Source organism: Acidisarcina polymorpha (genome assembly GCF_003330725.1).
Lineage (GTDB): Bacteria > Acidobacteriota > Terriglobia > Terriglobales > Acidobacteriaceae > Acidisarcina > Acidisarcina polymorpha.
Map to the genome: position 1 here is coordinate 1710624 of NZ_CP030840.1, position 22986 is coordinate 1733609.

General features: G+C 57.6%; 20 protein-coding genes. 9 read left to right on the top strand and 11 right to left on the bottom strand.

The annotated features are described in order from the left end of the window. Positions 1–17 precede the first annotated feature (17 nt). Positions 18–2534: an ABC transporter permease gene (locus ACPOL_RS07470; RefSeq protein WP_114206499.1), complete on the top strand. Its 2517-nt coding sequence runs from the start codon at positions 18–20 to the stop codon at positions 2532–2534. A 65-nt stretch (positions 2535–2599) separates the two neighbouring features. Continuing rightward, positions 2600–3115: a Uma2 family endonuclease gene (locus ACPOL_RS07475; RefSeq protein WP_114206500.1), complete on the top strand. Its 516-nt coding sequence runs from the start codon at positions 2600–2602 to the stop codon at positions 3113–3115. A 66-nt stretch (positions 3116–3181) separates the two neighbouring features. On the opposite strand, the gene ACPOL_RS07480 is transcribed toward ACPOL_RS07475, so the two are convergent. Continuing rightward, entirely contained in the window at positions 3182–3619 is a 438-nt protein-coding gene (locus tag ACPOL_RS07480) for a hypothetical protein (protein WP_114206501.1), read from the bottom strand. A 97-nt stretch (positions 3620–3716) separates the two neighbouring features. On the opposite strand from ACPOL_RS07480, the gene ACPOL_RS07485 reads away from it, so the two are divergent. From ACPOL_RS07485 to ACPOL_RS07510, 6 genes are all read left to right on the top strand, one after another. Continuing rightward, positions 3717–4673: a PLP-dependent cysteine synthase family protein gene (locus tag ACPOL_RS07485; RefSeq protein ID WP_114206502.1), complete on the top strand. Its 957-nt coding sequence runs from the start codon at positions 3717–3719 to the stop codon at positions 4671–4673. 6 nt (positions 4674–4679) lie between these two features. Then, the gene (locus tag ACPOL_RS07490; protein WP_114206503.1) at positions 4680–5159 is read left to right on the top strand and encodes a M67 family metallopeptidase; all 480 of its coding nucleotides are present in this window, start codon (positions 4680–4682) and stop codon (positions 5157–5159) included. Continuing rightward, positions 5156–5431 carry a MoaD/ThiS family protein gene (locus ACPOL_RS07495; protein WP_114206504.1) on the top strand — a complete coding sequence of 92 codons (276 nt, stop codon included), beginning with the start codon at positions 5156–5158 and terminating at the stop codon, positions 5429–5431. The genes ACPOL_RS07490 and ACPOL_RS07495 overlap by 4 nt, the downstream gene beginning before the upstream one ends. A gap of 48 nt (positions 5432–5479) precedes the next feature. Continuing rightward, positions 5480–6661, top strand: coding sequence for a molybdopterin-synthase adenylyltransferase MoeB (gene moeB / locus ACPOL_RS07500; protein WP_114206505.1), 1182 nt, complete (start codon positions 5480–5482; stop codon positions 6659–6661). Positions 6662–6814: 153 nt separating this feature from the next. Next, positions 6815–7861 (top strand): PIN/TRAM domain-containing protein, encoded by a 1047-nt coding sequence (locus ACPOL_RS07505; RefSeq protein ID WP_114206506.1) that lies wholly within the window; start codon positions 6815–6817, stop codon positions 7859–7861. Between the two features lie 111 nt (positions 7862–7972). Next, positions 7973–8902: an acyl-CoA desaturase gene (locus ACPOL_RS07510; protein WP_114206507.1), complete on the top strand. Its 930-nt coding sequence runs from the start codon at positions 7973–7975 to the stop codon at positions 8900–8902. A gap of 52 nt (positions 8903–8954) precedes the next feature. Here ACPOL_RS07510 and ACPOL_RS07515 read toward each other — a convergent pair whose 3' ends face one another. After that, positions 8955–11249, bottom strand: coding sequence for a PAS domain-containing protein (locus ACPOL_RS07515; RefSeq protein ID WP_236657306.1), 2295 nt, complete (start codon positions 11247–11249; stop codon positions 8955–8957). A 298-nt stretch (positions 11250–11547) separates the two neighbouring features. Between ACPOL_RS07515 and ACPOL_RS07520 the strand changes: the two genes are divergently transcribed. Then, positions 11548–13398, top strand: coding sequence for a tetratricopeptide repeat protein (locus ACPOL_RS07520; RefSeq protein WP_114206509.1), 1851 nt, complete (start codon positions 11548–11550; stop codon positions 13396–13398). A gap of 244 nt (positions 13399–13642) precedes the next feature. Here the strand turns inward: ACPOL_RS07520 and ACPOL_RS07525 are convergent, their stop codons facing one another. From ACPOL_RS07525 to ACPOL_RS07565, 9 genes are all read right to left on the bottom strand, one after another. Further along, positions 13643–15088 (bottom strand): deoxyribodipyrimidine photo-lyase, encoded by a 1446-nt coding sequence (locus ACPOL_RS07525; RefSeq protein ID WP_236657307.1) that lies wholly within the window; start codon positions 15086–15088, stop codon positions 13643–13645. An 80-nt stretch (positions 15089–15168) separates the two neighbouring features. Then, the gene (locus ACPOL_RS07530) at positions 15169–15510 is read right to left on the bottom strand and encodes a cytochrome C oxidase subunit IV family protein (RefSeq protein ID WP_114206511.1); all 342 of its coding nucleotides are present in this window, start codon (positions 15508–15510) and stop codon (positions 15169–15171) included. Positions 15511–15571: 61 nt separating this feature from the next. After that, positions 15572–16327, bottom strand: a complete 756-nt coding sequence (locus tag ACPOL_RS07535) for a cytochrome c oxidase subunit 3 family protein (protein ID WP_236657308.1) — start codon at positions 16325–16327, stop codon at positions 15572–15574. Continuing rightward, a complete protein-coding gene (gene ctaD / locus ACPOL_RS07540; RefSeq protein ID WP_114206512.1) occupies positions 16320–17984 on the bottom strand; it encodes a cytochrome c oxidase subunit I in 1665 nt (554 codons plus the stop codon). The genes ACPOL_RS07535 and ctaD overlap by 8 nt, the downstream gene beginning before the upstream one ends. Further along, positions 17981–19051, bottom strand: coding sequence for a cytochrome c oxidase subunit II (gene coxB, locus ACPOL_RS07545; RefSeq protein ID WP_114206513.1), 1071 nt, complete (start codon positions 19049–19051; stop codon positions 17981–17983). The genes ctaD and coxB overlap by 4 nt, the downstream gene beginning before the upstream one ends. Before the next feature lie 69 nt (positions 19052–19120). Further along, positions 19121–20044 (bottom strand): SCO family protein, encoded by a 924-nt coding sequence (locus ACPOL_RS07550; RefSeq protein ID WP_114206514.1) that lies wholly within the window; start codon positions 20042–20044, stop codon positions 19121–19123. Positions 20045–20205: 161 nt separating this feature from the next. Next, entirely contained in the window at positions 20206–20877 is a 672-nt protein-coding gene (locus ACPOL_RS07555; RefSeq protein ID WP_114206515.1) for a hypothetical protein, read from the bottom strand. Beyond that, positions 20864–22165, bottom strand: coding sequence for a hypothetical protein (locus ACPOL_RS07560; RefSeq protein WP_114206516.1), 1302 nt, complete (start codon positions 22163–22165; stop codon positions 20864–20866). The genes ACPOL_RS07555 and ACPOL_RS07560 overlap by 14 nt, the downstream gene beginning before the upstream one ends. Positions 22166–22208: 43 nt before the next feature. Then, positions 22209–22967, bottom strand: coding sequence for a c-type cytochrome (locus tag ACPOL_RS07565; protein WP_236657309.1), 759 nt, complete (start codon positions 22965–22967; stop codon positions 22209–22211). Positions 22968–22986 lie beyond the last annotated feature (19 nt).

Below are 22986 nucleotides of genomic sequence, written 5' to 3' on the forward strand. Positions count from 1 at the left end.
CGAGGAAAACCGCAACTATGATGACCAGCATCCTCAACGATCTTCTCTTCGCGCTGCGCCAATTGGCCAAGGCCCCCGGTTTTGCCTTCACAGCGGTCTTGACGCTTGCGCTGGGGATTGGAGCGAATGCCGCTCTCTTCACGGTGATCGACTCGGTCTTGATCCGGCCTCTGCCCTACTACGCCGGCGACCGCCTGGTCATCGCTGGCACAGCCGGGGATATGGCAGACGATTTCAACTCGACTTCCTGGCGGAATCTTGAAGACATTCGCCGGCGCTCCCATGTCTTCGAGGACCTTGCTGGCTTTGACGGCGATGTCGCGATTATCCAGACGGCGCAGGGCGGCGAGACCGTCTTTGGACCCAAGCTGACCTGGAACTTGCTCAATATGATTGGCGCGCGGCCAGCGATCGGCAGAATATTCTCTGAGGCTGACGGGCAGGAGGGCGCGCCGCCTACCGCCATCCTCAGCGACGAGTTGTGGCGCAAGCAGTTCTCCGCCGATCCCAGCGTGGTCGGGCGAGATATCCGTGTCGGCGGAGTGCCCCACAAGGTCATCGGCGTGATGCAGCCGGACTTTCGCTTTCCCGACAACCAGATATATACGACCGCGACCGAAGCGGTCTGGCTGCCTCTGCAGCCTAACAAAGAGATGCAGACCGGGCGGGGTCTCAACTTCCTGAATCTGCTCGGCAGGGTGAAGCGTGGAGTTACGCTCGCCCAGACTCGCGCCGATCTGGCCGCGACTGCCCACTCGATTGAGCGAGACTTTCCCAAAGAAGCAAGGGATTTGCGCTTGAACGCAGTGCCTTATCAGAACGTCATCACCAACTCGGTTCGGCCCGTCTTCGCCGGCCTGGTCGCCGCGCTCGGCCTGGTGCTGTTGATCGCCTGCGTCAACGTGGCCAACCTGCAGCTGGCGCGCTGTCTAAATCGTCAGCAGGAGTTTGCGGTGCGCACCGCGCTCGGAGCCGACCGGGGCCGGCTGGTTCGCCAGTTGCTGGTCGAAGGCGGACTGTTGAGTGTGCTTGGCTCGGCGATCGGGCTGGGTCTCGCTGCCGCGATTCTCTGGTCCCTTCACAAGCTGCCTGAGGGCATGATGCCGCGCGCCGCCAACATTCAGCTGCGCCTGTCCGTGCTGGCAGTGCTCGCAGTGATCGCCGTCATTGTCACCCTGCTTTCGTCGCTGCTGCCAGTGTTGTTGGCCTGGGGGACCCAGCCGGAGACGGCTCTACGCGGCCAGTCGCGCTCCTCGACCCCAAACGCGGCGCGTTCCCGGCTTGCGGGATGGCTTGTCTCCGGAGAAGTGGCCCTCGCCGCCGTTCTGCTGGTGGCCACCGGCCTCTTGTTCCACACCCTCTACAACCTTGAACACGAGCGGCTCGGTTTTGAGACTGAACATATTGTCACCTTCACCGCGACGCCCCCTGATTCGCTCGGCTACCTTGCTTTCCAGAATGCGATCGGCAACCCAGGCGCAAACCGGGCGGTTACCTCGATCGCTACCCGCGTTTATCAGCCGCTGCTGGAGCGGCTGCGCCATCTCCCCGGGGTCCGCGACGCGGCGCTGGCGACGTCGACGCCGCTGGACGACGTCAACTTCAACTCCAGCTTTGAAATCGTCGGACAGCCAAAAGTGGAGGGTACGAAGAACGAAAGGCAAACCCTGATCCGGGCCTTGAGTGGCAGCTTTCCCGCCGCCATAGGGACCCCGATCGCCCGAGGCCGCGCCATCTCCGACGACGACACCGCCAGCGCTCCATTTGTCGCGGTCATCAACCAGGCCCTTGCCGACCGATACTTTCACGGCGCCAACCCACTCGGTCAACAAATCGACCTTGGAGGTAAAGAGACGGGAATGCTTCAGCCCTACACCATCGTTGGCGTAGTGCAGGACAACATCCGCCACAATCTCACCGAGTCGCCCAAGCCCGAGCTCTCGCTCTCCTACCAGCAAGTGCCGCCGGATTCCCTCTTCTATGCCATCCTGCTGGCTTCGGCGACGCAGTATGTGATCCACACGAGCGGGAGCATCGACCTCACCCAAAGCATTCACCATGTCGTCCAGGACACCGCTCCCGGCTTCGCGGTTGACGATCTCAAGACGATGGAGACGGCGGTTGAAGACGCCACCGGCAATCGGCGGCTGGGAGTTTATCTCATCGGATCGTTTGCCGGCTTAGCCATATTGATGGTCATGGCCGGGCTTTACGGCGTGCTCTCGCAGTTGGTCTCCCAGCGCCAGCAGGAGGTTGGCATCCGCATCGCCCTTGGCGCCACCAGGGAGTCAATCCTGGCGCTCTTCCTTCGCCAGAGTTGGCGACTGATTGCCTTCGGCATCGTCGCTGGCGTGGTTGTTTCGGTGCTGGCCACGCGGCTGGTTCGCAGCTTTCTGTTCGGCGTGCCAGCTCTCGACCCGTGGTCGTACCTGGCAGCGGGAGTTGCGCTGGTTGTGGTCGGGACCTTGGCCGCTTTGATCCCTGCCCGGCGAGCCTCGATGGTTGAACCAATGGAGGCGCTCAGAAATGAGTAGCCGGATCAGCCGCTACCACCTGGGTGAGCGACTCAGAGTACGATTGAAGGCAGCATCAGAATCCAATGACCACTTCTACACTCATCCCGGTGGCTGAATACCTGAGCGCAAGCTACCGTCCGGATTGCGAATACGTCGATGGCGAACTCCGGGAGCGCAATGTGGGCGAATCAGATCACAGCATTTTGCAGGCGGCGATCACAGCATGGTTCTGGAACCATCGACGGGAGTGGCAAATCGAAGTGCGTCCGGAGCAGCGCGTACAGGTGTCGCCGACACGGTATCGCGTTCCCGACATTTGCTTGCTGAAGGCGAACCAGGCACGCGAGCCGATCGCCCGTATGCCTCCGCTCGTATGCATTGAGATTCTCTCAAAAGACGACACCCTCAGAAGCACGCGGGAACGGGTAAAAGACTATCTGACCTTCGGGACCAAGCACGTCTGGCTTCTCGACCCTGCTGAGCGGGAAGCGTTCGTTTGCACCCAAAGGGGTCTGCATCTCCCGATCACCGGACAGCTGCTGGTCGAGGGAACTGACATCTTCTTGCCCCTGGAAGAGATCTTCAGCGCCCTCGACTGAAGTCAGTTAACCTTTGAAGCTTGAACTGAACGAAACCCTGCTGTCGGCGAAAACCTGGGGAAATCTTTAATGGCCGCCTGAACCTGCGACTTCCGTCGAATGTTCCCGCCCTTTCACTCGGTCGTATAAATACACATCGCTGACCGTTCCGAGGGATTCGTTGTAGAGACTCTCCGAACCGGCGCGTTCGCGCAGCTCTTCGGCAAAGTTATGCACCGCCTTCAGATGATCGGCCGTGGCTGGAACTTCGAGCTTCGAGGTCTTCAAGAATTTCTGGTTGCCACGGTCGAGGAGCCGGCTGATCTCGCCGCAAAGCAGGAATCCTGGATTGGCGGTCAAAGAGGCGGTTTTGCCGTCAGCGGACTTCTTCAGAATGGCGCCAACCCCATTTTTTTGGACAAATACCTCGTTTGCGACCCCGGGCAGCTCGCGCACATCAAACTTGTGAGCGCGAAGTTCGCTGACGATTTGATCGAACGTGGGATGCTTGACTTTGATGGCCATAGCGCTGGACCTCCAGCAAAAGCTACACTGAAATTTGCACTCTCAACGACTAACTGTCGCACATCCAACAGAACGTCGCAATTTGTTCCATTTTGACATGACAACTGCTACCAAATTTGGCACCGGAGTACTCGAGCGGATCGGCAACACGCCACTGATCCGTCTGGAACGCATCACCGCACATCTTCCCAGAGTGCAGATCCTGGGGAAAGCCGAGTGGGCTAATCCAGGCGGCTCGGTGAAAGACCGGGCCGCGTCGGCAATTGTGGCCGACGCCCAGGCGCGCGGACTGCTGGGAGCTTCCAGTGCTACTCACGGACAAAGGCTCCTGGACGCAACCAGTGGCAATACCGGGATTGCCTACGCAATGCTGGGGGCGGCGATGGGCTTTGGCGTCACCCTGTGCATGCCTTCGAATGTGTCTCCAGAGCGAAAGAAAATCCTTGCCGCCTATGGAGCCGAGGTGATTTCGACCGATCCGGCGGATGGATCAGATGGCGCGATCCGGAAGGCCCGCGAGCTTGCCGACGACGGTGGAGACCAGTACTACTATGCCGATCAGTATGGGAACGACGCCAATTGGAGGGCGCACTACAAATCCACTGCTCCCGAGATTTGGCGTCAAACTGACGGCCAGATCACCCACTTTGTGGCAGGACTCGGCACCAGCGGCACGTTCATGGGAACGACCCGGCGGTTGAAAGAATATTCTCCCAGTATCGAATGCATCTCCATGCAGCCCGATTCAGCCTTTCATGGCTTAGAGGGCATGAAACACATGGCTTCAGCGATCGTGCCGGCCATCTACGACCCGGGCCTTGCCGACAGGAACATGGAGATGGAGACCGAGAAGGCCCACGCGATGGCCAGGCGGCTGGCGCGGGAAGAAGGTGTGCTGGTCGGAGTTTCGGCGGCTGCCAATGTCGCGACGGCGTTGAAACTTGCAGAAGAACTAGCCGAGGCCGGGACGCGCAGAGCGCAGGACGCGGTCATTGTGACGATTTTGTGTGATTCAGCGGATAAGTACCTAAGCGAACGTTTCTGGGAGGAATAAGAAAAGATGCTACGACTCACCTCGGCAATCTATGAAGCACTGCGGACCCATGGCGAAGAAACCTATCCCCATGAGTGTTGTGGCGTGCTGCTGGGGCGGTCGGAGGCAGGCGGAAACACGGTCGAAGCGGCTGTCCGCGCTGGCAACACGCGCACCGACTCGGCTCACAACCGTTACAATATTGCTCCGCAGGAGCTGGTCAAAATCCAGCGGCAGGCGCGGGAACAAGGCTGGGACATTGTCGGTTTTTATCACTCGCACCCCGATCATCCCGCGCAATGGTCGAGCACCGACTTGGCGGAGGCTCACTGGCTTGGCTGTTCCTACGTCATCACCGCGGTAAGCAGCGGAAGGGCCGAGCAGACCAACTCGTTCCTGCTGACTGGCGCCAGCGAAGAAGACAAGTCCCTGATCTTGGAGCCGATCGAATTGAACGGCGTCCTCCCCGAAGAGTCTGAAGAAGAATTGAGGAGCATTCCGGCATGAAGATACATATCCCCACACCGCTCCGCGTGTACACGGGCAAGCAGGACACGGTGCTGGTCGACGCGAAGACGGTCGGCGAGGCGCTGTCGCAGCTGACCGTGCAGCATCCCGAGTTGAAAAAGCATTTGTATACAGAAGAGGGCAGGCTGCGGTCTTTCGTAAACGTCTATTTGAATGACGAAGACGTGCGATACCTTCCCGAAAAAGATACGACCGCCGTGACCGGCGCCGACGCGTTGACGATCATCCCGTCAATCGCGGGCGGAAAGTAGTCTCCGGTGCACGCGCTGGCCGCAAACCCGCAACGCAGAAAGTAGATTATGGCAACAACTCTTGAACTTCCCGCGACCCTGCCCGATCTCAGCAATGAAGAGATTGCGCGCTATTCCCGCCACCTGCTCTTGCCCGAAGTCGGCATGGAGGGGCAGAAGAAGCTGAAGGCCGCCAAGGTGCTGTGCGTGGGCACTGGCGGCCTGGGTTCGCCGCTGGCGTTGTATCTGGCCGCTGCCGGCATCGGCACGTTAGGCCTCGTCGACTTTGACGTCGTGGATACCAGCAATCTTCAACGGCAGATCATCCACACCACCAACGATGTAGGCCGTCCCAAGATTGACTCGGCGGAAGAAAAGCTGAAGGCGCTGAACCCCTTCATCAACATCGTAAAGTACGAGACGATGCTCACCAGTGCGAACGCGCTGGAGATCATTCGCGAGTTCGACGTGATTGCTGATGGCACGGATAACTTCCAGACCCGCTACCTGGTAAACGATGCCTGCGTTCTCACCGGCAAGCCAAATGCTTATGGCTCAATCTTCCGTTTTGAGGGACAGGCTAGCGTCTTCGCGACGAAAGATGGCCCCTGCTATCGCTGCCTTTACCCGGAACCACCGCCGCCAGGGCTAGTTCCCTCCTGTGCCGAAGGCGGTGTCCTGGGGATACTTCCCGGACTGGTGGGCGTGATTCAGGCGACAGAAGCGATCAAGCTCATTCTTGGCCAAGGCGAGCCGCTGATTGGGCGCCTGCTGCTGGTCGATGCGCTCAACATGCATTTCCGTGAGCTAAAGCTTCGAAAGAACCCGGACTGCCCGGTCTGCGGAACAAATCCGACGGTCACGGAGCTTATCGACTATGACCAATTCTGCGGCATCGTGCCGCCTGCCCCCATGGAGAGTGCAATGAACAATGGAATTCCCCAGATTTCGGTGACTGACTTCAAAAAGAAGCAGGATGCCGGCGAAGATATCTTCCTGCTTGATGTTCGCGAACCGCATGAGTATCAGATTGCGAACATCGGCGGACATTTGATTCCGCTTGGTGACCTGCCGGCGCGGGTGAACGAACTGGACTCCAGCCGTGAGATCGTGGTGCACTGCAAAATGGGTGGACGCAGTCAGCAGGCGGCGGAGTTCCTGCAGCAGGCAGGCTTCCGCAAAATCCAAAATCTTGCCGGTGGCATTCAGGCGTGGTCCGAACAGGTCGATCCTACAATCCCTAAGTATTGAGTCGATAGGACGGAAAACCGGAGACGGCACGCTTCAGAGCGCGCCGTTTTCTTTTGCCGTGCTTTGTTGCGGGTCGGTATACTCCCACTTGCCCGCTGCTAAGCAAGCAGACAAGAATCGCATTCAAGCATGGGTGTAGGGAGTCTGGTTGATATGGACTTGATTTTGATCCGCGTTGTCTTCGTCCTGGTCCTTGGAGTTGCGGCTTACTACTTCCAGCCGTTAGGTTTGAGCCCGTGGATCTCCGCGCTGGCCGGGGCGGCCGCAGCGGGTTTAATGATTGTCTTCGAGCTCCGTGTGCGGGCGCTCAGCCTTAAGCGTCTGCTGGGTGCGGTGATTGGGAGCACGCTCGGCATCTTTGGCGCATTTCTCTTCGCCGCGGTCCTGCGCAACAGCATCCCTGCGGGAGGCCTGCAGGAGATGCTTCAAATTCTAGTCCTGCTGTTCATGTCCTATGTCGGTCTGGTTGTCGGAGCGAACAAGGGGGATCTGCTGAACCTCTCGGCTCTTGGCGATCTCTTCAATACCGAGACGACTACCGGCCATAGCCTGAAGCTGCTCGATACCAGCGCCATCATCGATGGCCGCATCGCCGATATGGCGGAGACCGGATTCCTCGAAGGAACTCTGGCGATTCCCGAGTTCGTCCTGCATGAGCTCCAGATGGTGGCTGATTCCTCGGACGGTTCCAAGCGGCAGCGGGGCCGGCGCGGACTGGACATCCTGCAGCGCATGCAGGCGAATGCGCAACTCACCGTTGAGATCCTGCATGAGGATTTCCCGCAGATCAAGGAGGTCGACCTGAAGCTGATCGAGCTGGCTAAGAAGTTACGGGCCAAAATCGTCACCAACGACTTCAACTTGAATAAAGTCGCCCATCTGCATAAGGTCCCGGTCCTGAACATCAACGACCTGGCGAACTCGCTTCGTCCGGTCGTGCTGCCGGGCGAGCGCATGAATGTAGTCATCCTTAAAGAGGGCAAAGAATACAACCAGGGCGTAGGCTATCTCGATGACGGAACCATGGTGGTTGTCGACCATGCGCGGCGAATGATTGGACGGGCCATAGAAATCACCGTCACGTCGGTTCTGCAAACCGCCTCCGGCAAGATGATCTTTGGCCGGGTCGACGAACTCGCTCCAAAACCGGAGACGATGCGCGCCATCAGCGGCGAAGTTCGCGAAATGTCCGGGGATTGAGGCGCCGCAAGCTCTAGATTTCCAGGTTGTTTTCCACTAGGCCAGGTATTACGGAAGTCTTACAGCTCACTACAGAGGAGCCGGTTTAGGCTCGAACCAGCGGTGAATATTATGACGACCCTGGCTACGGAAACTCCTATCAAGACCGGCGAAACTGCCTCTCTGCCCACGACCCAACAGAAATCGGAAGAGTTCAACTGGGTCTTCTTTGTCACTATCGCCCTCTTCCACCTTTTGGCGTTGGCAGCCATTGCGCAGTCGGCCCTGCATTTCCGCTGGTCCTCCGTGGTGGTGTTTCTGGCAACCTGGATTGTCGGCCAGAATGTCGGCATCGGCATGAGCTACCACCGGCAATTGACACACCGCGGCTATGTCACTCCCAAGTGGCTCGAATACCTGATGGCCGGCTGCGGAACCATGGCGCTGCAAGGCGGACCGCTCTATTGGGTGGCCGTCCATCGAATGCATCACCAGTACACCGATAAGCCGGGCGATCCGCATTCCCCTCGGGACGGCGCCTGGTGGTCGCACATGGGTTGGATTCTGAGCGGCTCGCTCCACAACGAATCGAAGGTCCTTTCGCGATATGCGCCCGACCTTGCCAAGGACTCCGCTCATCAGTGGCTCAGCCGCTTCCACTGGCTTCCGGTCACTATAGTAGGCGTAGGCTTGCTGCTCGCCGGAGCGGCCTTTGGAGGCTGGGGCTGCGGAATCTCCTGGGCGCTCTGGGGAGTCTTTCTGCGAGTAACGATCGGGATGCACGTGACTTGGCTGGTCAATTCGGCAACGCATATGTGGGGTTCGCGGCGCTTTGAAACCCGTGACGACTCGACGAATAACTGGTTGATCGCGCTGTTGACCGGCGGTGAAGGCTGGCACAACAACCATCACGCCCACCCCGTATCCGCCCGCCATGGGATGGCATGGTATGAGCTTGACTTCAATTACATGGGCATCCAGCTGCTGGAGTTACTCGGTCTGGCTAGAAATGTCCACGCACTGGACGCAAAGGCCGCCTTGGCGAAGTCCCAGGGGAGATAGCTTATCCTGGCGCCGGAGTGCGCTGAATCTACTATCTGAAAGAACTTATTCTCTACGGCTGGATCCCAAAGTTTACGGGAGCCTTTGAGACTGGCGCTAAGTACTCGCGGCTTGAAGAAATTGGCTCTTGGACATCCAAGTCGGGCAAAAACACTGAAAAGACCGTCCCCCGGTGCGGCTCCTGCTGTCTGGAGCGAACGCGAATTCGACCGCCGTTCTTTTCGACAATTTCTTTGCTGACCCACAGGCCCAGCCCAGTACCGGTCTGGCCTTTAGTACTGAAGAATGGATCGAAGAGGCGCGGCATGATCTCCGGACCTATGCCATGGCCGCTGTCCGCCACTGTGACCAGAACACCCTTGCGTCCCGATTTCCAGTCGGTCGCAGGTCTTTCGCGCATCTCGATGCGGCCATTCGAGCCTACTGCGTCGAGCGCATTTCCGACCAGATTGGCGACAATCTGCCGCAGCTCCCCAGCGTAGATCATGACCGGCCTCAATGTACGGGAGTGCACCGTAAGCGTTACATCGGCATGCCGGAGACGACGCTCGTAGAGTACTGCAACCGAATCCAAGATCCCCCTGACTTTGATACGGGCAGCCCTGGTGCTCTGGCGATAGAAGCGCAATGTCTGGGTGGTGATGTGCGTGATGCGCGTGATCTCAGATTGGGCCGTTTCCAGATAGGAGCGAGTCTCTGGCGAGAGCGCCTGGTCAGTCTGCATCAGGTACAGAAGGTTCGTGACAGCTTCGAGCGGATTGTTAATCTCGTGAGAGATCGACGCGGCGAGGCGTCCAACGGCAGCCAGCTTTTCGCTTTGGCGCAGTGCCTCCTCAGCTTTTCGCGCCTCGGTCACGTCGACGCCGAGCAGGATGACACCTGAGACGTTTCCGTCCGCGTCCCGCATTGGCTGGTAGGTAAGGTTCAGGTAGCGGCGTTCGAGCGGTTGACCGGAGTGACGGGCGAAGTCGATCGAGTGGCCGTGCGCCGTGAACGGCTCACCAGTTCGATAGACCTGATCCAGGGCATCGATCAGATCCTGCTGGGCGGTCTCTGGAAGAGCCGAGCGGATCGGCTTGCCGATCACGGTGCGACCGCCGATGAGCTCCTGGTAAAGCGGGTTGGTGACTTCAAAGATGTGATCCGGACCGCGCAGGAGCGCCATCAATGCCGGGGCTTGCTGTAGCAGCTCTGCCAGGCGACTCCGCTCGTTGCGCAGAATGTCTTCAGCCTGCTTGCGCGCGGTGATGTCCCAATTAACGCCCAGGACGCGAGCCGGGCGGCCGTCAGCATCGTAGATGGCCTTGCCGCGACCGACCAGCCAATGAACAGATTGGTCGGGCCAGATCACACGGAACTCATGGTTATATTCGACCCCGTCCTCGAGCGTTCGCTGAAGCGCCTGAGTGGTCGCGTCCCGATCCTCTTCGTGGACTGCAGCCGCGCAACGATCGATAGGGGTCATCTCCGCGGGGGCCCGGCCGTAGATCCAATCACTATCGTTTGTCCAAACCACCTCACCAGTGGCGATGTCCCAGTCCCAGGTGGCCAACTGGCCTGCATTCTGGGCCAGGCGAAGCCGTTCTTCACTAGCCCGCAAGACTTGTTCCGATTGCTGGCGCTCGGTGACGTCGCGGGTAGTTCCCGCAACCGATTCCACTTCCCCGCCAGGTCCAATGACCGGCACGAAAATGTAGTCATAGATGCGACGACCGTGGGTGCCGGCGAAGGGTACTTCTCCGCGGACAGAGCGGCGGGTGGCCACCACCTGATCGATCTCACGATCATGCATCGCCGCATGCCACTCTGGATAACCAAGCTCGAGGCAGGTCTTGCCGATGGCGTCGTTCCATGTCCGTCCCCACATGGTGAGCAGGGCCTCATTCGCATAGACGAACCTATGGTTCAGGTCGAAGACATAGACGAGATCGGGGGTATTCGACAAAGCGGCTTTGTAGGCGCGTTCGATGCGCGCAGCCCCCTCCTGTTCAAGCTTCCGCTCGGAGAGATCGCGGAAATAGATGGCCAGCCCCCCACCCCCGGGATGAGCGTGGATCTCTAGCCATAGATCGTGCGTCTCGCTGACGTAGTGGTGCTGAAAGTGCTGGGCCTCGCCGGTAAGCATCGCTTGGCGGTAGCGGCGCTCCACCTCGGTGCCGCGAGAGGCTGGCCACGCCTCCCAGTGCGTAGCCCCAAGAAGCTCACCGGCGCTCACTCCCGCGGTCCGTTCGGCGGCCGGATTCATGTAGGCGATCCGAAACTCGGAGTCCAGCAGAACGAACGCATCGGACATACTCGCAAGGGCGTGCTCGACGCGAAGCTTCGAGATCACTCCGGAAGCGGCCAAATAGCTAACTTTAGCTGCGTACTTATTGGGCAATGTTTGTACTACCTTGATGCTTCAGGATATCTGATTCCGGCCGCCAAGATTCCACTCACTTATACCCGACCAGGGCCGCAGATGAGTAGACGAATTTTCTCCCGGCAGGTAGTTGGCAGGGTAAAAAAAGTCCCGTACATCACCATCTGATGAAACGAGAGTTCCTCTCGGCCGGAATCCCGGATTATTGATGCCCGGCGAGTGAATAGGGTGTACCAAAGACTAAGAAAACGTCATCTCTTTGATATAGTGAAGCCGCTCCTCTATGTCCAAACGAATTGCTCTCTTACTTCTACTGGGGTTCAGCGTCACTGGCTTCGGCAAGGACAGCGGAGAGAGTTGGGTGCAGGTGCAAAGTCCGCACTTTGTCGTGCTGTCGGACTCAAGCGAGAAGCAGGCGCGCAAGATCGCAGGACAATTCGAACGCATGCGCTCCGTCTTCCATAGTGGATTTCCGAATGCGAACGTCGATCCAGCCTCCCCGATTCTTATTCTCGCGATGAAGGACAAAAAAGGCTTTCAGACGCTGGAGCCGCCGTCCTATCTGGCCAAGGGTCAGTTGGACCTGGCGGGGCTCTTCCTTCACGCCCAAGACAAAAACTACGTCTTGCTGCGGCTCGATGCGCCCGGCGAGCATCCTTACGCCAGTATCTATCACGAATACACACATTTGTTGATGGCCGATACGATGGAGTGGCTGCCATTGTGGGTCAATGAAGGCCTCGCGGAGTTCTTTCAAAACACTGACATTCATGAGAAAGAAGTGGACCTGGGACAGGCGAGTGCTGATGATATTGCCCTGCTTCGACAGAACCAGCTGATTCCGCTAGAGACATTGTTCACGGTCGACGCCAAGTCTCCCTATTACCATGAAGACCAGAAGGGTTCGATTTTTTATGCTGAGTCGTGGGCGTTGACCCACTTTCTCTTTCTAAATGACCGGTCGACTCCCACCCATTTACATCGATACCTCGATATGGTGAGCCAACATGTAGACTCAGTCACCGCCGGCGAGCGGACTTTTGGCGACCTGCATCAGCTGCAAAAGGCGTTGCAAGCTTACATCTCCCGCAATAACTTTCAGTTTTTCAAGGTATCTGCCCCGGCGGACATCAATGAGACGGCCTACTCATCGATTGAACTGCCTGTACCGGCAGCGAATGCGATCCGAGCCGATTTCCTGGCGCACAATGATCGCGGCGACGATGCCAAGGCACTTCTAGAATCAGTGCTGCGCGAAGACCCGAAAAACGCAGCAGCGCACGAGACAATGGGCTTTCTGGAGTTCCACCAGGGCCATCTGGAAGCCGCTCGCACCTGGTTTGAACAGGCAGTACAACTGGATTCTCAAAGCTATCTGGCCCACTACTTCTATGCCGCTATATCGCTCCAAGTCAGCACACCCGTCCGTCCGGAAGACATCGAGCAGAGCCTGAAAACATCCATCCATTTGAACCCGAAATTTGCACCAGCTTATGACCAACTTGCGTCGTTCTATGGCACGCACCATGAAAAGCTCGAGGAGGCCCACGCGCTCAACCTGCGGGCGGTGCAATTGGATCCAGCCAGCCTCGACTATCGTCTGAACGCGGCGAGCGTCCTTCAGGAAGCCAATCGTTATGCGGATGCTATTCGCGTGCTGAAGTCTGCCAAGGGTGTTGCGAAGACACCAGAAGAGGCCGCCTCGGTCGAGAACCGGATCACTACGCTCGAAAGATATTCAGCTCAGCGGGATGAGGCCGCCTCTGCCAATGGTCAATCCAGAGCAGTTGCAAGCGCGAGTGCCGTGACGACGAGGCCGGGCGCCACGCAGCCTGCGCCGCGCCATCCATCCGAGGAACCAAATGGACCGAAGCACATCGCCAAGGGCGTGATCAAGAATGTGCGATGTACCGATCCCTCAGTCATCCAGCTAAACGTTGAAGGGGCGGGAAAGGCGATTTCCCTCTATAGCAATAACTATTTCAACATCCATTATTCCGCAACCAACTACACCCCGGATAATGAGATCCACCCGTGCACCGACCTCGAGGGAATGAAAGCCAGCGTGCAGTACGCGGAGAGCTCGGACAAGACCGTCGACGGCCAGATCCTATCGGTCGAACTAAGTAGGTGAGATAGGTAGATAGATGGGTGTAGGTGAGATGGCTAGGCTAGATTGCGCTGTCATCTACCGAACCTTCCCCCCGGTCAATGGGAACGCACAGTCACCAGCGAGTCGAAGCACTAACGAACCCTGCGGAACCGGCCACTAGGAACGTGTGCACTTGGTTGGTTTCGCATCAACCTGCGTCTCAGAATTGAGACGTGGGATAGCGGTTGGAACGATACAAACTCAATGCGACGGACTCGCAGGGATCTTAGGTGAGTAGCGGCGGCGGTTCATTCTCCATCACGTTGCGGATATAGAGTTTCGAATTGAACTTCTTTCCGGTGGAAGCGGCCGACATGTAGCGGATCGTGCCAAAGATGGGCCGGTCAAACCAAGGGCGGTCATGCACTCCGGCAATTGCCCAGGCAATTCCTGCGTAGCCGTTGGGATCGCGGCCGTCGAGTTCATAGCGATCGTTCAAGTAGACGGCGTTCTCAAAGGCAATGGCCGGCGACTGCGACCATTCTAGAATCTTCTTCGCCCAGTACATCCGCATGTAGTTGTGCATCCAGCCGAACTTGACCATCTGCATCTGCGAGGCGTTCCAAAGCTCGTCGTAAGTCTCCGCTTTCTCCAGCTGCTCCAGGGTGTAGACCGGATCGCGCTTGTCGCGGGCATGTTCGCGGAGGGTTTTCTGCGCCCATGGCTCGGCGCAGTCGATTGAATCGTAGGCAGGAACGTACTTCACGAAGTTGACTGCAAGCTCGCGCCACCCGATCACCTCGCCGATAAAAGCGTCGTAGGCTTCCTTGGTGATGACCTTCTGCTTCAGAGCTTGGTCGACGGCCAGAGCAATGGTGAGCGGCCCAATATGGCCAAAGTGCAGGTAAGGTGAAAGATGGCTGGTGCCTGCCTTCTCGGGATGATTGCGCCGGTCTTGGTAGTGCGCCAGGTCATTGGCGACAAAGTCTTTCAGGCGCTTAAGCGCTGCATGCGTGCCGCCGGTCAGGTAATCCACCGGCTGAACGGTACGATCCAGATGCTTCCAGCCCTCGGTCAGATCCTCTTTCACATCGAAGGACTCGAAGTTAGGCGGCCTTTGCCATTGGCGGACAGGCTTCGGATTTTCAGGTTTGACCAGATAAGTAGGAAAATGCGCGTAGAGCTTGGGGCGAAAGATGTGCAAGGCGAAATAGTGCTTGGGGAACAATCCGGAAGGGACGAGCACGTCGGCATCCACGGTCCAATAGGGAATTTTCAGCCGATGGGCAAGTACGCTACGCCAACGCTCAGGCTCACGGCAGGGATTCTCGTCGCCTATGACCATGGCTGCTCGTAGCTCGGTGAGCAAAGCTTCGAGTGAATTCTTGGGAGGACGGCGAACGATAAACGAGATCCCGCGTTCCGCCAGGTCTGCTTCGATATCTCGCAGCCCCTGGTTGAGGAAGACGTAGTGACGCAGGTTCGCACTGGGGAAATTCGAAATAGCCGAGAAGAAGACGACGATTGGCAGGTCGAGCTCATTTGCGACGTCGATCGCCACATCGAGTGCCGGGTTGTCGACGGCACGCTCGGCGCGCTGCATCCAGTAGACGACGCACTTGGCGTCTTCGGCTGGAGGGCCAGAGCGTCTGATCCGAATTCTTGGGTTGCGGGATATGGTTTCGAGGGCGGAGGGAGATTCGGCTTTGAGCGCGGAAGAAGGAGTCATCATGCGTCTTAAAACAACGTCAATTAAATTTTAGACGCATCAGGACCGGGAAGTACGCGGAGCCGTATGACTCTTCGGCAGGACTACCAAAGACCCCAGGAACGGCTCATGTAATCGCTAAGCGTCATCATAATGAGCACCAGGAAGGTGAAGAAACCGGCACCGACGGTGAGCTTCATCAGCCGCGAGCTGTAATAAACGTGCATAAAGAAAAGGATCACAAGGACGCCTTTGAAGCAGGCGATCCCCAAGGCAAGAATCGGGTTAAAAGGCCCAAGATCGACGAACGCGGCACCGACCGTCAGGCCGGTTGCCACGAGCAAAGAAACATAAACCAGCAGGTAGGCCCTGGGGCTGACGATGTGGTGGGCATCTTCGGCTACATGGAGATCGTCGTGGTCGTGAGCGGGGTTTGCTTTGGCCATAATTTCCTATTCAAAGACGACGCAATTCTAGTCAACGCTTCGCGCCGCCGGGCATCGCCATCTAGCGTCCGGGGTGGCGGTTAATAAGATAGAGAAGCGGGAAGAGAAAGATCCAGACAATATCGACAAAGTGCCAATACAGGCCAAAATATTCTATCGGTTGCACATACCCGTTCGTATAAGCGCCTTGCTGGGCGCGAACCAGAAGCCAGATCAGCAGTCCGATACCGATGATCATGTGGAGGGCGTGCATGCCGGTCATGGCGAAATATAAAGAGAAGTAGACCTGTGTCTTCTCCGCCATATCAGGCGCGAGCGGTACCTCGTGCGAGGCGGCCGAGGGATGCACGAACTGAGAAATCGAGAAGTCGGCGCCTGGGACGTGGTGCAACTCGAATTTCTCGCTGTATTCCACGTACTTGATGCCCAGGAAAACCAACCCAAAGAGGATGGTGAAAATCAGCGAGAGGACCAGACCTTTACGGCGGCGCGTCTCCGCGCACCAGACGCCTATTGCCATGGCGAATCCCGAAGTGATCAGAACCGCGGTGTTGATCGCCCCGAGGGTGATGCTGAGTGTGTTGCTGGCTGCCGCAAAGGCCGGATAGTACCAATTGCGATAGATCAGATAGGCCGCGAACATGCCACCAAAGAACATGATTTCAGTGAGGAGGAAGAGCCACATGCCGAACTGAGTGGCTTCTTTTTGCTGCTCCACCGTCTCGAAATGGTGGCGCAGGTAGGCGGGATGCTCGTGGCTCCCGCCCTCAAGTTCAGAGGAAGCTCCAGGATGGGTGACGATTGCCTGACTATCCAACGGTGGTCACCTCGTGCTTGGTTTTGTTTGCCAGCCAATCGTAGTCGTATGCTTCGTAATCCACGATCGGCGTTTCAAGGAAGTTCTCAGTGAGAGGCGGAGATTGGATCTGCCACTCAAGTCCAGTAGCCTGCCACGGGTTAGCTCCAGCAATCTTGCCATACTTCAGCGACCAGGTCATGTAGATCATCGGCATGAGGTAGCCGATACCGAGGACGGTCGCGCCCGCGGTCGACAGCACATTTAAAACCTGGAACTCTGCCGGGTAAGCATGGTAGCGGCGCGGCATGCCCAGATATCCCAGGATGAACTGGGGGAAGAAGGTCAGGTTGAATCCAATGAAGGTGACCACGGCAGCCAGCTTCGACATGGCTTCGGGATACATGCGTCCGGTCATCTTCGGCCACCAGAAGTGCATGCCTGCCAAATACGCCATCAGCATGCCACCGACCATCACGAAGTGGAAGTGGGCGACGATGAAGTAGGTTTCCGTGAGGTGGATGTCCATCCCTAGAGAACCGAGAAAAACACCCGTCAGGCCACCGATTGTAAACAGCCCGATAAAGCCGAAGGCATACAGCATCGGCGTCTCAAAGGTGAGGGATCCTTTGTAAAGGGTCGCCGACCAGTTAAAGATCTTGATGGCCGAAGGCACCGCGACCAACATCGTCAGAAGCGAAAACACCAGCGCCGAATAGTTCGACACGCCCATGATGAACATGTGGTGCGCCCAGACAAAAAAGCCAAAGAGCGCGATCGCTACCGAGGAGAAGGCAACCGCGGTATAGCCGAAGACCCGCTTCCTCGAGAAAGTGCTGATCACCTCGGAGATGACTCCCATACCCGGAAGGATCATGATGTAGACCGCGGGGTGAGAGTAGAACCAGAACAGGTGCTGGAAGAGAAGTGGGTCGCCGCCTTTGGTCGGATCAAAGACCCCGATGCCGATCGTCCGTTCGAGGATGACCAGTACAATCGCGATGGCCAGGACCGGGGTGCCGAGGACCATCAAGATCGAGGCGGCATAGTTCGACCATACAAACAGCGGAAGCCGGAACCAGGTCATTCCCGGAGCTCTCATACGATGGATAGTGACGATGAAGTTCAAGCCCGTAAAGATAGAGCTGAACCCGGCGACAAAGATGCCGAGTGCCGCGGTCACCACGTGCGTGTTCAGATAATGTGTACTGAGCGGCGTTGTGAATGTCCAACCGGTATCGACACCGCCGAGCACCAGGGCGGCGATGGTAAATGTCCCGCCAATCAGATAGAGGTACCAGCTGAGCAGGTTGATCTTGGGAAAGGCAAGATCCTTCGCCCCCACCATGATCGGTATCACGAAGTTCCCGATGACCGCAGGTACGGACGGCACCAGGAAGAGGAAGATCATGATGACGCCGTGCATGGTGAAGAGCTTGTTGTAGGTATCGGAGGCCATCAGATCGGGTTGCGGGGTAAGCAACTCCAATCGAATAAGGCCGGCCATCGAGCCACCGAGGAAGAAGAAAAAGGTGATCGAGATCAGGTAGAGCATCGCGATCCGCTTATGGTCGCCAGTCAGCAACCAGCTTTTCAGACCATATTCCTTGTTCAAATAAGAAAGCTTTGGCAGGGTGGCGCCCTGCTGTTCCGGAAGTCTCACGACTGTGCTGCTCATTGCTTCACCATCCCCGGCCCCGACGTAGCATTCGGCGCCACAGTGCCTGCTTGCGCGGGCGATACCTGACTCGTCGTCAGCGTTTGCTGGTTACGATAGTTGGAGTTCAGTCTCTTGATGTATTCGACCAGGTCGATCAGTCCTTCTTCACTTACCTGCCCTTGATAGGTCGGCATGATGGGAGCATAGCCGGAGGTGACATGCATCGACGGATTCAAGATGGTGTCACGTAAAAAGGCGTCATCAACGGTCACGTAAGAGCCGCTCGCCAGCTGCAGCTTGGCGCCGTAAACAGCGGCCAGGTTCGGGCCGCGGGCGTCCGCTTGGCCGGAGTGGCAGCCGTTGCAGCCTAGGCTCGCGTAGAGTCGTTCCCCATTCTGGGCGAGCGACGCTCCACTGGTGCTGCCGGCCGTCCAAGCCTGGTAATCCTCCGGTTTCATGGCCACAATCTGCCCAATCATCTGCGAATGAAGCGTCCCGCAATACTGGGTGCAGAAGAGGTGATAAGTTCCCGGGAGAGTGGCTTCAAACCAGACAGTGGAATACCGGCCGGGAATCACTTCTCGCTTCACCCGGAAGGCCGGAATTGAGTAACTGTGAAAGACATCCTGAGAGATCATGGTGAGCTGGACAGGACGATTGATCGGAATGTGCAGCGCATTGATCTCGTGCTGGCCACCGGGGTGCTCTGCCTTCCACATCCACTGCTTCCCGACAATATAAATATTCATTGCGTTGGTCGGAGGGTTGTAGATGCGGAAATACAACAACGCTCCCCAGACGAAGCAAACCATGAAGAGAGCGAGGGGGATGATGGTCCAAGTCGCCTCGAGCAGGGTCGAACCTTCTATATGGGTCGCGACAGGGTTTTTCTCCGCCCGGTAGGCAATAGAGAAACCGAATACCAGCAGCGCGACGATGACCAGGCCGACCAGCGAAATAAGAATCAAGAAGAAGTAGAGCGCGTCGGTATAGGGCGCAATGGTTGACGCTTCCGCCGGAAAGAGCGCGAAGTTCGTCAGCCACTTCACCAAAAATTGCCAGAGTACCGGACTAATAATATGCATCGTTCCCTTTATCCGTTTCTTCGTCCTGCGCTGCCGATCAGTCTTGCCGAACCTTATTGGCGCGCAATGTTAGAGCTGCCGCCGGCGATCTCCCCGTTCATAGCTGGGTGGTTCGCCTTGCTTCAGATCACGCCGGAACATGACCACCATAAAGCTACCCAAGCTAAGCATAGTCAGCATCCCTCCGAGCTGAACCACCCGGGCAACAACCAGGCTATGCCGGTTCAAATCGGGGTCGTATCGATAGCAATAGGTCAAGATGTTGTCTACCGGTGAACCGATCTTGTTGTGCGATGCCTCAACTAACCCTAGTTGCAGGTCTTTGGGTGAATATTCCACACCCATGTAGTACTGCGCCAACTTCCCTTCCGGAGTAAGGATCTGGATGGAGCTGGCGTGCGCAAACTGGGAGAGGTGACCATCCGGCCCCGGCACCCGGGCATAACCAAAACCGACCGCGTCAGCCACGGCATTGATGGCGGGCTGCTGCCCGGTGAGAAAATGCCAGCCATCCGCCGTTTCGGGATGGGCATAACGCTTCAAATACATCGCTTTCTTCTTGGCTGCCAGCTCAGGTCCTTCGCTGGGGTCGATGCTGATGGCGACGATATCAAAATCCTTGCCGGGACGGAACTTCACCATTTCGAGCGCGCCGACCAGTCCGTTCATCTCCTCGGAACAAAGCATCGGACAGGCATAGTAAACGATGGCCAGAATGACCGGCCGTTTACCGAAATAGTCCCCCATTTTCACGCTCGCGCCAGTCTCATCGCGGAAGACGCCCTGCAAAGGAATCTGCTGATCGAGATGCTGGTGAACAAAGACCTTGCTGAGGATCGGCGAAGGATGATCGACTGCTACCTCGCCCATCTGTTTGTCACCATACGAAGAGACCTGAGCGGAAGCAGGGAGACTCAGAAGCAGCCCAGCGACAGACAGGAGAGCTGCCGCCGCCGACCGGGGGCGCAGGAAACGCGCAGCGATACTGCGCATCCTCCTGCCTAACCGATCTGGTCCCCTCATCGACATATTTCCCTGAAGCCTCTCTTGCTATCTTAACTGCGCCCGAGTGGTGAATGTAGTTCAGGCTAGACGGTCACTTTCCCTGAATGAAAACAAAAAGCCGTTTCGTGCCTAGATCAAGCGGCAGGACTTCACGGATGCTTATCACCAGCTTCCGCCACTTCGGGAGCCTTGCGGGTAATCGCGAGCTCCTGTTCATAGCCGGTTGGTGCAAATCCGTTGGTCAGCGGGACGGGCGGCAGGATGATTCCGTTCCCTCCAGCTTCCATGCTTGCCCCTTCCGGAGTTTCTCCGTAAGTGGGAGCTGTCGGCTGTCCGGGTTGCGCATTAGTTACAACCGGAAGACCGTGTTGAGCGATCAGCTCCATCGCCCGCTCGACGGGAATACGAATTTTACCCTGGCCGCGATCAATCCAGCTGTAGTGGTCGAGCAGCAACGCCTCGCGTTCATGCAGGTCGGCGAGATCCTGGTTGCCGTCATCAGTCTCAAGCCTCGGAGTCGGGAAACGCTGGGTCATCTGTTGCAGCTGCTGCTGCTCCATTGCCGGGTTCGAAGCCATGTTCTTGGGAACTTCGTGCGAACCGTATTGCAAATTGTTCCACTTGTTCGGCGGACCGTCGCGCTTCACTAGCTGATTGTTGATCACCTTGCCCATGCCGAAGCAGAAGACAAAGAAGACAACGATGAATGCGAGCAATGAAGCCAGAAAGACGGCGATGCCGGTCGCGCTGACGTCAGAGGCCTCGTAGCCGGGCTGTGGTGTCTTTACATTGACCGGATCATTGGGACTATGCGTGGGCATGATCAGGCTCCAAAATTTCCGCTAGGTGCGGATCGTTGACGGCAACCAGCGGCCGTTTCTGCAACTGTGTAAAGTAATACGCCATCCAGAAGGCAATCATGGCGGTAGGAATGAACGCGTATTCCAGGATGCCAAAGCTGAAATGGAGATTCCGGCGGGCGTCGGCGAAGTTGGGCTCGATCAGCCAGAACATGTCCCAGCAGCGGGCGAAGATCATCAGCCGGCAAACCGTGGCAAGCCGCTTCTGATTGCGCTTGAGGTCGCGCGATAGCAGCATCGAGAAAGGCAGCAGCCAGTGGAAGATGAAATCGAGGGTTGCAATGACGCCCCAGTTACCCCGGATCCGGTCAAGATACCAGGGAATCTCTTCGGGAAGATTGCCCGACCAGATAATCAGGAAGGAAGCAAAGGCGAGATACATATTCAACATCACGAAGGCAAAGCAGAGCTTGCCGAGGTCATGCTGTTCAGTGGTGCGCAGGATCGTCCGGATCGGCTCGCCCTTGGAGAGCCCGATCAAGGTGAGAACCACCAGGGCGAGCACCCCATAACCCTGACCAACCAGAAATTGCAGTCCGTAGACCGACGAGTACCAGGTTGGATCCAGTGACATAACCCAGTAGATGGCTCCGGCGGTCAGGGTGATCGAATAAACGACCACTCCGAAGCCACTCAGATTCTCAAACCGTTTTTGCCAGAATGGGACGTTCGTCGAAGTGTCTCGGGGCAGCTCGAGGCCAACCTCCTGATCGCGTTGCAGCGACCATTTATTCAGGGTCCGGATATAGAGGAACCAGATTACAAAACAGATCAGCGAAACCACCCAGAAGGCGGTCACGTTGAGCATCGGCTTCTTATAGCTGATGGCGTGGGCCTGCGCGATGCTGATCAGTCCCTGCTTCAGGGCAGACTCAGCATCAGGATAGTGTGCCCAGAGGTAAAGCTGTTTGACGAAGATCCCGATCGGCAAAAAGTAGAGAAATGCGAGCGGGAGAGAACGGCTCATCGCTTCGAGCGGCCGACGCACCAGCAGGCCCCACTTGCCCCCGGAGAGGTATTGGACCATGAGGAGCGCCATACCCCCAATCGAAAAGCCGAGGGTGATCATGAAACCCAGCAGCCAGGAACGTAGCAGATGTTGAAAGTGGTCGTTCGCCAGGAACGCCAGGATGATGCCGATAACGCCAAAGACAGCGCCGACGGTCAGCGCCCGGGTGCGCCATGCACCGACAAATGCCGGAGCATTGAGGTCGGCGGGGAGGGTCTTCGCGTGAATTACGTGTGCCATATGGTACCTGTTCCCATGGTGTCGAGTCCGATGGCGTTCATCTTCAATTCCCGCTCGGTGCCGGAAGCTTGCTAGCGTCGCCACTCGGCGCCTTGATCGCAGGGCGCGTCTGAATGGCAGGATTGGTTGGTTGTGCCGGTGCTCCCGCTGCCGGCGCCTCGCCGGGCGAGATCGCCCGAACATTGGTGACGGTTGGCAGCTCCCATGGGCCGGCAAAGCTGGCCGGGTAGCCGGCCCGTTCGGCAATGTCGGCTAGGTTTTCCACCTGCGTTCCAGACGGAACGTCTCTTTGGCTGGCGCTCTGGCTCAACTGCAAGGCGCGAATGTAGGCCGCGACCGCCCAGCGATCCTCGGGCGCCATTTGCGCCGAGTAGTCCGGCATCGCCCCATAGCCATTGGTCATGACATAGAAATAGTGGCTCAAGGGCTCGGCAAGCCGCTTGGCATCGTGAAAATTACCGGCCGGCTTGTAGCCGCGCTGCACGATCATACCCGCGCCGTTTCCGACCCGGGAGTGGCACGGCGTGCAATAAATGTTATAGCGTTCTTGGCCTCGCGCCAGCACCTGAGCTGAGACGGGAAAGGGCATCGCATCCTGCTCCTTGCCGTTCAACAGTCCGGTATGGAAGTAGTCATCGACATCGACTTCGTTGCGCGCGACCGTATGGTCGACCTGGGGACGCGCGGAGCGGCCGTCGGCGAAGAAGCTGGTTCCACGCTGGGGCACGAACTTCGGCTGATTGTGCATATCCTGGCGGCAACCGCTGACGAAGACGAAGATCGCCAGCGTGGATGCTGCCAATAGAGAGTGGGTGTTTCGT

What these genes read in the sequence shown, in the direction of transcription:
- ACPOL_RS07470 (WP_114206499.1), top strand. Translation starts at nt 18, where the DNA reads ATGATGACCAGCATCCTCAACGATCTTCTCTTCGCGCTGCGCCAATTG.
- ACPOL_RS07475 (WP_114206500.1), top strand. Translation starts at nt 2,600, where the DNA reads ATGACCACTTCTACACTCATCCCGGTGGCTGAATACCTGAGCGCAAGC.
- ACPOL_RS07480 (WP_114206501.1), bottom strand. Translation starts at nt 3,619, where the DNA reads ATGGCCATCAAAGTCAAGCATCCCACGTTCGATCAAATCGTCAGCGAA.
- ACPOL_RS07485 (WP_114206502.1), top strand. Translation starts at nt 3,717, where the DNA reads ATGACAACTGCTACCAAATTTGGCACCGGAGTACTCGAGCGGATCGGC.
- ACPOL_RS07490 (WP_114206503.1), top strand. Translation starts at nt 4,680, where the DNA reads ATGCTACGACTCACCTCGGCAATCTATGAAGCACTGCGGACCCATGGC.
- ACPOL_RS07495 (WP_114206504.1), top strand. Translation starts at nt 5,156, where the DNA reads ATGAAGATACATATCCCCACACCGCTCCGCGTGTACACGGGCAAGCAG.
- moeB (WP_114206505.1), top strand. Translation starts at nt 5,480, where the DNA reads ATGGCAACAACTCTTGAACTTCCCGCGACCCTGCCCGATCTCAGCAAT.
- ACPOL_RS07505 (WP_114206506.1), top strand. Translation starts at nt 6,815, where the DNA reads ATGGACTTGATTTTGATCCGCGTTGTCTTCGTCCTGGTCCTTGGAGTT.
- ACPOL_RS07510 (WP_114206507.1), top strand. Translation starts at nt 7,973, where the DNA reads ATGACGACCCTGGCTACGGAAACTCCTATCAAGACCGGCGAAACTGCC.
- ACPOL_RS07520 (WP_114206509.1), top strand. Translation starts at nt 11,548, where the DNA reads ATGTCCAAACGAATTGCTCTCTTACTTCTACTGGGGTTCAGCGTCACT.
- ACPOL_RS07525 (WP_236657307.1), bottom strand. Translation starts at nt 15,088, where the DNA reads ATGATGACTCCTTCTTCCGCGCTCAAAGCCGAATCTCCCTCCGCCCTC.
- ACPOL_RS07530 (WP_114206511.1), bottom strand. Translation starts at nt 15,510, where the DNA reads ATGGCCAAAGCAAACCCCGCTCACGACCACGACGATCTCCATGTAGCC.
- ctaD (WP_114206512.1), bottom strand. Translation starts at nt 17,984, where the DNA reads ATGAGCAGCACAGTCGTGAGACTTCCGGAACAGCAGGGCGCCACCCTG.
- coxB (WP_114206513.1), bottom strand. Translation starts at nt 19,051, where the DNA reads ATGCATATTATTAGTCCGGTACTCTGGCAATTTTTGGTGAAGTGGCTG.
- ACPOL_RS07550 (WP_114206514.1), bottom strand. Translation starts at nt 20,044, where the DNA reads ATGCGCAGTATCGCTGCGCGTTTCCTGCGCCCCCGGTCGGCGGCGGCA.
- ACPOL_RS07555 (WP_114206515.1), bottom strand. Translation starts at nt 20,877, where the DNA reads ATGCCCACGCATAGTCCCAATGATCCGGTCAATGTAAAGACACCACAG.
- ACPOL_RS07560 (WP_114206516.1), bottom strand. Translation starts at nt 22,165, where the DNA reads ATGGCACACGTAATTCACGCGAAGACCCTCCCCGCCGACCTCAATGCT.